Raw genomic sequence first — 7,402 nt, 5'->3', positions numbered from 1 at the left:
ACAGGAAAGTCAATGAAATCAACGATCTACCAACACCACCTCCGCGCCAGTGCTAGCTTTTCGTACCGTCACTTATTGCACTGAAAACGAGGAGACCCCGACGTTTGGGCTTGCGGCGGGTGTCATGCTCGGTGTCTGCCGTGTCGCCACGATCCTTGGCGGCCGCCTTCAGTGCTGCAAGTTGTGCTTCCAGATCCGCCTGGTCGGCCGCCAGCGTTTCTTCAAACAACTGGCGCTGCTCGGCATTCATGCGCTCGGTCTTGGCATCAAAGCGCCAAGCCTTCAGGCGGCGCAGCTCAAACAGGATGCTCTGGATACGCGCTTCCTTGAACTCGATGGCCTTCGCCTGCGAGTCAATTTGCTGGCTTTGCTGGCCAATGTGCTGGAGGACCTTGGCCGCCAACGCTGCAGCGGCCTCAGGGCCCAGACCGACGAAGTCCTGAGCGCTGAGGGTGTGCACGTTGAGCATGCTGTCATTGTGCAAAAGGCGCACAGCGATTGGAACTAGGGCATCTGCCAATTGCCCTGCGCCACAGTCGTCACAAGTGCGTAATGGTCTGCATTTGTTCCAGCCGACTCCAGGGAAGGCCGAGCACCAGCGCATCGAATTGCGGCTTGGTCAATGTGATGGATGCCGCCATATCGGCACCACCGCGTGGCCATTCAAAACCACCCTGATTGAGCCGGCGCGCAGCACACCACAGGCCGAAGCCATCGTGCAGCAGTAGTTTGATGCGGTTGCCACGGGCGTTGGCAAACAGGTATCCATGGTGGGCCTGGGCAACCCCGAACACCTGCACCACCCGGGCCAGCAAGCGCTCCGTTCCCATGCGCATGTCGATGGGAGCCGTTGCCAGCCACAGCGCGTCGATGCGGATCATCGCAGCCACTCGCGTAGCCAGGCCGCGCACTCTGCCGCGGCGGCAACGGGCCAGCGCACTTCAATAGTGGCAGCGCCTCGGCGCAGCTCCATATGAATGTCCGGCAGCGCGGGTGCGGCCTGCTGTGCACAGGGCAAGGCCAGTGCAACGAAGCCGGCACATTCGGGCCGTTGCCGCGTGCCGTCCGCCGGCGCCTGGCGGGCCTTGCGGCGCCATTTATGCACGAGATTGGCGTTAAGCCCATGGGCCAGTGCGATCGCTGCGACGGAAGCGCCTGGCTGGCTGCATTCGCTCAAAACTTGCGTCCTGAACGCCTCGCTGTGAGGCCGTCGGGCAAGCGTTTTGGAGTGTTCCATGAGGTGTCCACTTGAGTTCTTGGTGGGCACCATCGTCGCCTGGCTACGCTACTGATTCAATATGTGATGCCTAGCCGCATACTGTAGGACTCTCAACTTGTCAATGCTTTCAATGTCGCGCATCCTCATCGGCAGTGGGCTAATTGAAATTTTTTGAAGTAACTCCGTTGGCATGTCAATATCCTCTTTGAAAATAGGGGGTGCGGAGGAATTCTTGGATTACTCAGTGGGCTGCTGCCGGTTCTGTGGACACCGGCCTAAGCTTCTTGAGCTTTCTCGAACTGTATGGGACTGACGTAGCCAAGCGTCGAATGGCGCCGGGTCGGGTTGTAGAACCTCTTGATGTAATCGAACACATCATCACCATCGGCCAGACTCCTCGGTGTTTCGCCATAAAGCCGAACTTCACAACGCCTGCCTTGCAAAGTAGGCCGCCGCTTTTTTCACCAGGTCGGGCTCCATCCTGAGCTTGGCGTTTTCCCTCTTGAGGCGCTCAATTTCGGCCTGCTCGGGCTTCATCACGCCTTGGCCAGGAAAAGCCTGCTGCGGGTCAGCCGCCAGTTCGCGTATCCATATGCGTAGTGCGTTCTCGTGAACATCAAGGTCTCGTGCAGCCTGCGCCACTGGCACACCTCGATTTTTGACCAGCTTTACAGCTTTCAGTTTGAATTCTCGGCTGAATTGCCGTTTCTTTTCCATAACCATCTCCGGTTTCACCTTCACACCTTAACAAGGTGTCTACGAAACCGGCAGCAGCCCATGGGGGCAGGTTGCCGGCTAGATGATTTTCAGAACCCTATAGCCGCATGCCGTAAGGCCCCAGCTTCTCCGTCACCATGGCGATAGTGCGGTCCAGCAGCCGGTCTAGGCCGTGCGCCTCCCAGCTTTTTTCATTCCCCGAATGGGTCCGCCGCACGATGTACAGCGTCGATTTGAGCGGGAATCCCGAGATGCGTTTGGCCACCAGGCGCCCAGATTCAAGTTCCCGGGCGACCGAGCCATAGGGCATGATGCTGCTGGCTTCGCCCTGCAGCACAAGGTCCCGGATCGCGGCGATCGACTGGACCTCATACGCGACCTTCAGGTCGGCCAGCGGCACACCCGCGGCACGCGACAGGATGCGGCGGCCGATGTCCCTTCGCGAGCCCAGCGCGAGCTTGCTGTTCAAGACCTCCTCCATCGCAATCTCCGCCGGGGCTTTTTTCTTGCCGGCCGCGGTGACGAAAAGAATCTCTTCCTCCATCACCGCCGTTAGCAGCAGCTTGGGGCGCGGCTCTATTTCGTAGGCCAGGGCCACGTCGAGCTCTTCGCGCTCTATCGCGTCGGCCAGGAAAAAGCTGGGCCCTTCCACCAGGCTGAAGGCCAGGTCGTCAAAATCACGCTCGGCCATGAGCTGGAGGTGGGTGCCCACTAGCAGCGTGAGGCTGGTCGTCAGCCCCAGCGACACCGGCTCCCGCGCGGCGTTGTGAAGCTGGGTCACGTCTTTGCGCGTCTGCTCCAGCTGCTCAAAGATCAGGTTGGCCCGGCTGTAAAGCAGCTGGCCGGCCACGGTGGGCTCCACACCGCGCGAATGCCGGTGCAGCAGGGTCACTCCCAGCTCCGCTTCCAGCTCGCGTATGTGCAGGCCCAGCGCCGGCTGCGCCACATGCAGCTTTTTGGCGGCGCGTGTAATGTTGCACAGGTCCACCGCGGTCACAAAATAGCGGAGTTGCTTGAGGTTCAAGAAGCCTGTCCCCTGTATTCAGCCGAAAAATTCACAGCAAAGAAAAAACGAAAAAAGGACGTCATGGAATCCCATGCGTCCTTCAGCCGGAACAGCGCAGCACTTATTCGATGCTGATTTTCGCGTCGTTTATCACTTTTTCCCAGCGCGCCGAGTCTTCCTTGTTGCGCTGCTTGATCTCGTCCCGCGTCAGGCTCAGCGGCTCCACGCCCTGCACCGCCAGGATTTTGCGGGCTTCTTCGGTCGAGAAAACTTTTTTTGGCTTGTGCAATCCACTTTTCAATCACTTCATTGGGTGTGCCGTTTGGCGCCACCAAGAACACCCACACGCTGCCTTCATAACCCGGCAGGCCGGATTCGGCAATCGTCGGCGTGTCGGGCAGGGCGGACACGCGTTTTTTCGTGGTCACGCCCAGGGCCTTCAGTTTGCCAGATTTGATGTGCTGCAGCACGGCCGTGATCGGCGAGAACACCATGTCGATCTGGCCCGCCAGCAAATCGTTCACGGCCAGCGAGGTGCCCTTGTAAGGCACATGCACCATGTCTACCTTGGCCATGGTCTTGAACAGCTCCGCCGCGAGGTGGTGCGTGGTTCCGGCGCCGGCCGTGCCGAAGGTCAGCTTGTCCGGGTTGGCTTTCGCATACGCAATCAGTTCCGGAACCGTCTTCGCCGCCACCTTGGCGCTCACCGTCAGCACCAGCGGGATGTCGGCCAGGGTTGCCACCGGCGTCAGCTCGCGGTCCACGTTGAAAGGCAGGCGCTTGTACAGCAGCGGCGCGACAGACCACAGCTCATTCGGGATCACCATCAGCGTGTAGCCGTCCGGCTTGGACTTCGCCACATAACTCATGCCGATCTGGCCGCTCGCACCCGGGCGGTTTTCCACAATCACGCTGCCGCCGAAATCCGCGTCCATCTTCGAGGCCAGGTAGCGCGCCACATAGTCCGTGCCGCCGCCCGCGGAATAGCCGTCGATGATACGGACAGGATGGTCGGGATAGGGGTCGGCCGCCGTCGCTTGCGTTGCGGCCAGAATGCCCGCGCACAACAGGAAGAGCGTTTTCTGGATCATGGGGTGCATACACATACCTCTGAAAGAAAAAAAGTGGAAGGAAGTTGTAGAAGAAGAATGAAGAAGAAGAGGAAAAAACGCCGCTTTATGCAGCCAGAGTTACCGGGGCCTCGATGGTGCGCAAATACGCCAGCGTGGCCTCCAGCGACACCACGTCGGCATACTTGGCCTGCAGGTCGAACAGGCTCTGGTCGTGCGCCGCCACAGAACGGTCGCCTACCGCCTCGCGAACCACCATGGGCCGGAAGCCGTTCTGGCACGCATCCACCGCGCTGGCCCGCACACAGCCGCTGGTCGACGTGCCCACAATGATCAGCGTGTCGGCCCTCGCGCTGACTAGCCGTGAAACCAGGTCCGTTCCAAAAAAGCAGGACGCATATTTTTTGTATATCAAGGCATCACGCGGCCCCATAGCCAGCCGCGGGTCCACTTCATGCCCGTCACCCGCCGCCATCAGGCTGGCCGTGCCTTTTTGCTTGAGCGCCCAGACACCCGCATCGCGCAGCTGTGCATCGTCATAACGCACACTCGTAAAAATGACCTGGATGTCTTTCTGGTGCGCGATATCCAGCAAGGCATTCGTCGCCCTGATCTGCGTTGTCAGGTCTGCGCCCAGCGGGCGGTTCGCATCGGTAAAACCCTTGGTCAGGTCCACCACCAGCAGCACCGGTCTGGCGCCAAAACCAATGGGAAACCCGAACCCGCGCTCGTGAAAAAACTCGGCATCGGAAACAGGGGAGGGGGGCGTGGTGGTCATGTCAAACGGTGCTGTTGAAGTGAAACTATTACAGCATCGTGACTTCCATGCTGTCCAAGACAGATTGTGTTTAGGAGCCAGACATTTTTTGGTTACGCGGGCCTGGGGCCGGTATCCGCGCTGGGATGGCCCGTGGCCGCCGCCAAACTTGTGACCTTGCCCCTACAGGGACTTCTCACGCTGTCAAGAGATACGGTATTCCTTGGGGGGTGCGGATAAAAAATTGGACTGGTTTTATGCCCCTAGCCCTAGGCTCACACGGTATTCAATGGGGCTGAGAGAGCTGAGAGAGATCTTGATCCGCTTCTCGTTGTACCAGCGGATGTAGGAATCGACCACCTCAAAGAATTGCTCAACGGTGGGGCTCTTCCAGTCCCGAGGATAGAACAGTTCGGTCTTCAGCCTACCGAAGAAGCCTTCGCAGGCCGCGTTGTCAGGTGAGCAGGCCTTGCGAGACATCGAGCGAGTAAGGTTTGCGTCACTCATTCTTGATAGCCAGCCTGGCCAGCGGTAGTGGCCACCACGATCGGAGTGAACTGGAGTTGGAGTTGACCCCATTTCACGGACACCTTATGGTTCAAACCGAAGGAGTTCGAGATGAGCAAATACCGAACGGCGTACGCGCCGGAGTTCCGCCAGCAACTTATTGAGTTGGTACATGCAGGCCGCAGTGCCAACGATGAAAGAGTTCGGCCTGCACGCCACAACAGTGGCCAAGTGGGTGCGGCTGAGCCCAATGGGCGTGGCAGCGGCACTGCCACCACCCAAAGGCAATGTTTCGCAGGGGCCACTCAATGCGGCTGAACGCCAGGAGTTGATCGAGCTGCGGCGCAAGCTGCGCCAGGTCCAGATGGAGCGTGATATTTTGGCAAAGGCTACGGCCTGGTTTGCCGGCAAGAGCGAGAAGACGTCCATAACGTCTACCGGCTCGTGAAAGCAAACCAGGCCGAACTACCCGTGCGCGCCCTGTGTGAAACGCTCAAGGTCTCCACCAGCGGGTATTACGACTGGCGGGATCGTCCGCTGAGCAAGCGGGCGCAAGCGGGCGCAAGCGGGCGCAAGCGAACATGGTCTTGAGCGAGCACATCCGCAGGGCCCACCGCGCCAGCGACGAAACATACGGCATGCCCCGCATTCGTGCCGAGTTAGCCGATACAGGGGTCATCGCCCGCCTCATGCGGGCGATGCGTATCCAGGGCGTCAGCCGCCGGCGAGCCTGGTGCGTCACCACCGAGCGAAACGAGCGCCAGCGCCCCGCACCCGATCTGGTCAAGCGGGTGTTTGTCGCCAAAGACATCAATGAGCTGTGGGTGGCCGATATGACGTACGTGCCGACCTGGGAAGGGTTTTTGTACCTGGCCGTGGTCACCGATGCCTGCAGCCGCAAGGTGGTGGGCTGGGCCTTTGGGGTGCAGATGACTGCAGACCTTGTCCTCTCGGCGCTCAACATGGCGCTGCACACCCGCAGGCCAGGAGCGGTCATCCATCATTCAGATCAAGGCAGCCAAGGTGGATTCAACCGGTCGTTGCAACACCTTTAATCAGGAGGTGTTTATGGGACGTCCCGCAGGATGGATGAAGCAATTTACTGGCAGAGACGCCATGCGATCTCCTGGTGCTCCGTCACATCGACGAGAGATCGAGCGTCAGTTCTGGCTTCAGATCGCCAAGGGCATCACCAGTGAGAAAGCAGCCGAAGCTGTTGGTGCATCACAGGCGGTTGGGGCTCGTTGGTTCAGGCATCGTGGCGGCATGCCATTGTTTATGTCCAAGCCTGTATCCAACAGGTATCTGTCGTTTGACCAACGAGAAGAGATCGGATTACTTCGTGCGCAGGATATTGGCGTGCGGGAGATTGCTCGTCGAATTGGCCGAAGTCCTTCTACTGTATCGAGGGAGCTGACACGCAATGCGGCGACTCGCGGGGGCAAGTTGGAATATCGAGCATCCGTTGCGCAGTGGAAAGCAGAACTTGTGGCCAAACGCCCCAAACCATCCAAGCTGGTAACGAATCCACGGTTGCGTGAATATGTCCAAGAACGCTTGGAAGGCTCCATTTACGATGTGCAAGGGTGGGAAGTTGCCGGTCCCCAGCAAGCGGCGTTCATTGGCCGCAACAAGCCCCACCGCTGTGATCGCAAGTGGGTCAAAGGTTGGTCTCCACAGCAAATTGCGAACCGATTACGGCTGGACTTTCCAAATGATCCATCGATGCGCATCTCACACGAAGCCATCTACCAAGCCCTGTACATCCAGGGTCGAGGTGCCCTCAAGCGAGAGACGGTCAGTTATCTGCGCACCGGGCGGGCGCTACGTGTTCCTCGGGCAAGGTGCCAAGCTAAAGCGTGGGCTCATGTCAGTGAAGAAGTAATGATCTGCAATCGACCGTTCGAGATAGAAGATCGCAAAGTACCAGGACATTGGGAGGGGGACTTGATCATCGGTTTGGGACGATCAGCGATTGGCACGCTGGTCGAGCGCACAAGCCGCTTGACCATGCTTGTGCACTTGCCGGGGTCTCCTCGTTTTCAGTGCAATAAGTGACGGTACGAAAAGCTAGCACTGGCGCGGAGGTGGTGTTGGTAGATCGTTGATTTCATTGACTTTCCTGT

6 protein-coding genes and 5 pseudogenes are annotated in these 7,402 nt (G+C 59.0%); 2 read left to right on the top strand and 9 right to left on the bottom strand.

Annotated features, from left to right (window positions below; translation table 11 throughout):
• Positions 1–52: 52 nt before the first annotated feature.
• The 9 genes and pseudogenes from V8Z74_RS25770 to V8Z74_RS25730 all read right to left on the bottom strand — a co-directional run.
• Complete coding sequence (locus V8Z74_RS25770; RefSeq protein ID WP_349712223.1) at positions 53–469, bottom strand: IS66 family transposase; 417 nt, start codon at positions 467–469, stop codon at positions 53–55.
• A gap of 70 nt (positions 470–539) precedes the next feature.
• The gene (gene tnpB / locus V8Z74_RS25765; protein ID WP_349712221.1) at positions 540–881 is read right to left on the bottom strand and encodes an IS66 family insertion sequence element accessory protein TnpB; all 342 of its coding nucleotides are present in this window, start codon (positions 879–881) and stop codon (positions 540–542) included.
• Positions 878–1,237 (bottom strand): IS66-like element accessory protein TnpA, encoded by a 360-nt coding sequence (tnpA, locus tag V8Z74_RS25760; RefSeq protein ID WP_059441888.1) that lies wholly within the window; start codon positions 1,235–1,237, stop codon positions 878–880. Before tnpA ends, tnpB begins: the two co-directional genes overlap by 4 nt.
• Before the next feature lie 257 nt (positions 1,238–1,494).
• Positions 1,495–1,596: pseudogene (locus V8Z74_RS25755) on the bottom strand (IS3 family transposase); the annotation flags it as partial.
• Positions 1,590–1,936 (bottom strand): annotated as a pseudogene (locus V8Z74_RS25750) (transposase); the annotation flags it as partial. The pseudogenes V8Z74_RS25755 and V8Z74_RS25750, both read right to left, overlap by 7 nt.
• Positions 1,937–2,033: 97 nt before the next feature.
• A complete protein-coding gene (locus V8Z74_RS25745; protein WP_059441886.1) occupies positions 2,034–2,960 on the bottom strand; it encodes a LysR family transcriptional regulator in 927 nt (308 codons plus the stop codon).
• On the bottom strand, positions 2,957–4,042 hold the full coding sequence (locus V8Z74_RS25740; RefSeq protein WP_349712217.1) for a Bug family tripartite tricarboxylate transporter substrate binding protein: 1,086 nt from the start codon (positions 4,040–4,042) through the stop codon (positions 2,957–2,959). Before V8Z74_RS25740 ends, V8Z74_RS25745 begins: the two co-directional genes overlap by 4 nt.
• Before the next feature lie 76 nt (positions 4,043–4,118).
• Positions 4,119–4,790 carry an isochorismatase family protein gene (locus V8Z74_RS25735; RefSeq protein ID WP_059441884.1) on the bottom strand — a complete coding sequence of 224 codons (672 nt, stop codon included), beginning with the start codon at positions 4,788–4,790 and terminating at the stop codon, positions 4,119–4,121.
• A 234-nt stretch (positions 4,791–5,024) separates the two neighbouring features.
• Positions 5,025–5,327: pseudogene (locus V8Z74_RS25730) on the bottom strand (transposase); the annotation flags it as partial.
• A 60-nt stretch (positions 5,328–5,387) separates the two neighbouring features.
• On the opposite strand from V8Z74_RS25730, the pseudogene V8Z74_RS25725 reads away from it, so the two are divergent.
• A pseudogene (locus V8Z74_RS25725) lies at positions 5,388–6,298 on the top strand (IS3 family transposase); the annotation flags it as partial.
• Between the two features lie 67 nt (positions 6,299–6,365).
• Positions 6,366–7,304, top strand: a pseudogene (locus tag V8Z74_RS25720) (IS30 family transposase); the annotation flags it as partial.
• Positions 7,305–7,402: the final 98 nt, after the last annotated feature.

This window comes from Comamonas sp. w2-DMI, from assembly GCF_040187735.1.
Lineage (GTDB): Bacteria > Pseudomonadota > Gammaproteobacteria > Burkholderiales > Burkholderiaceae_C > Comamonas > Comamonas terrae.
This window is presented reverse-complemented; position numbering and strand designations above follow the sequence as displayed.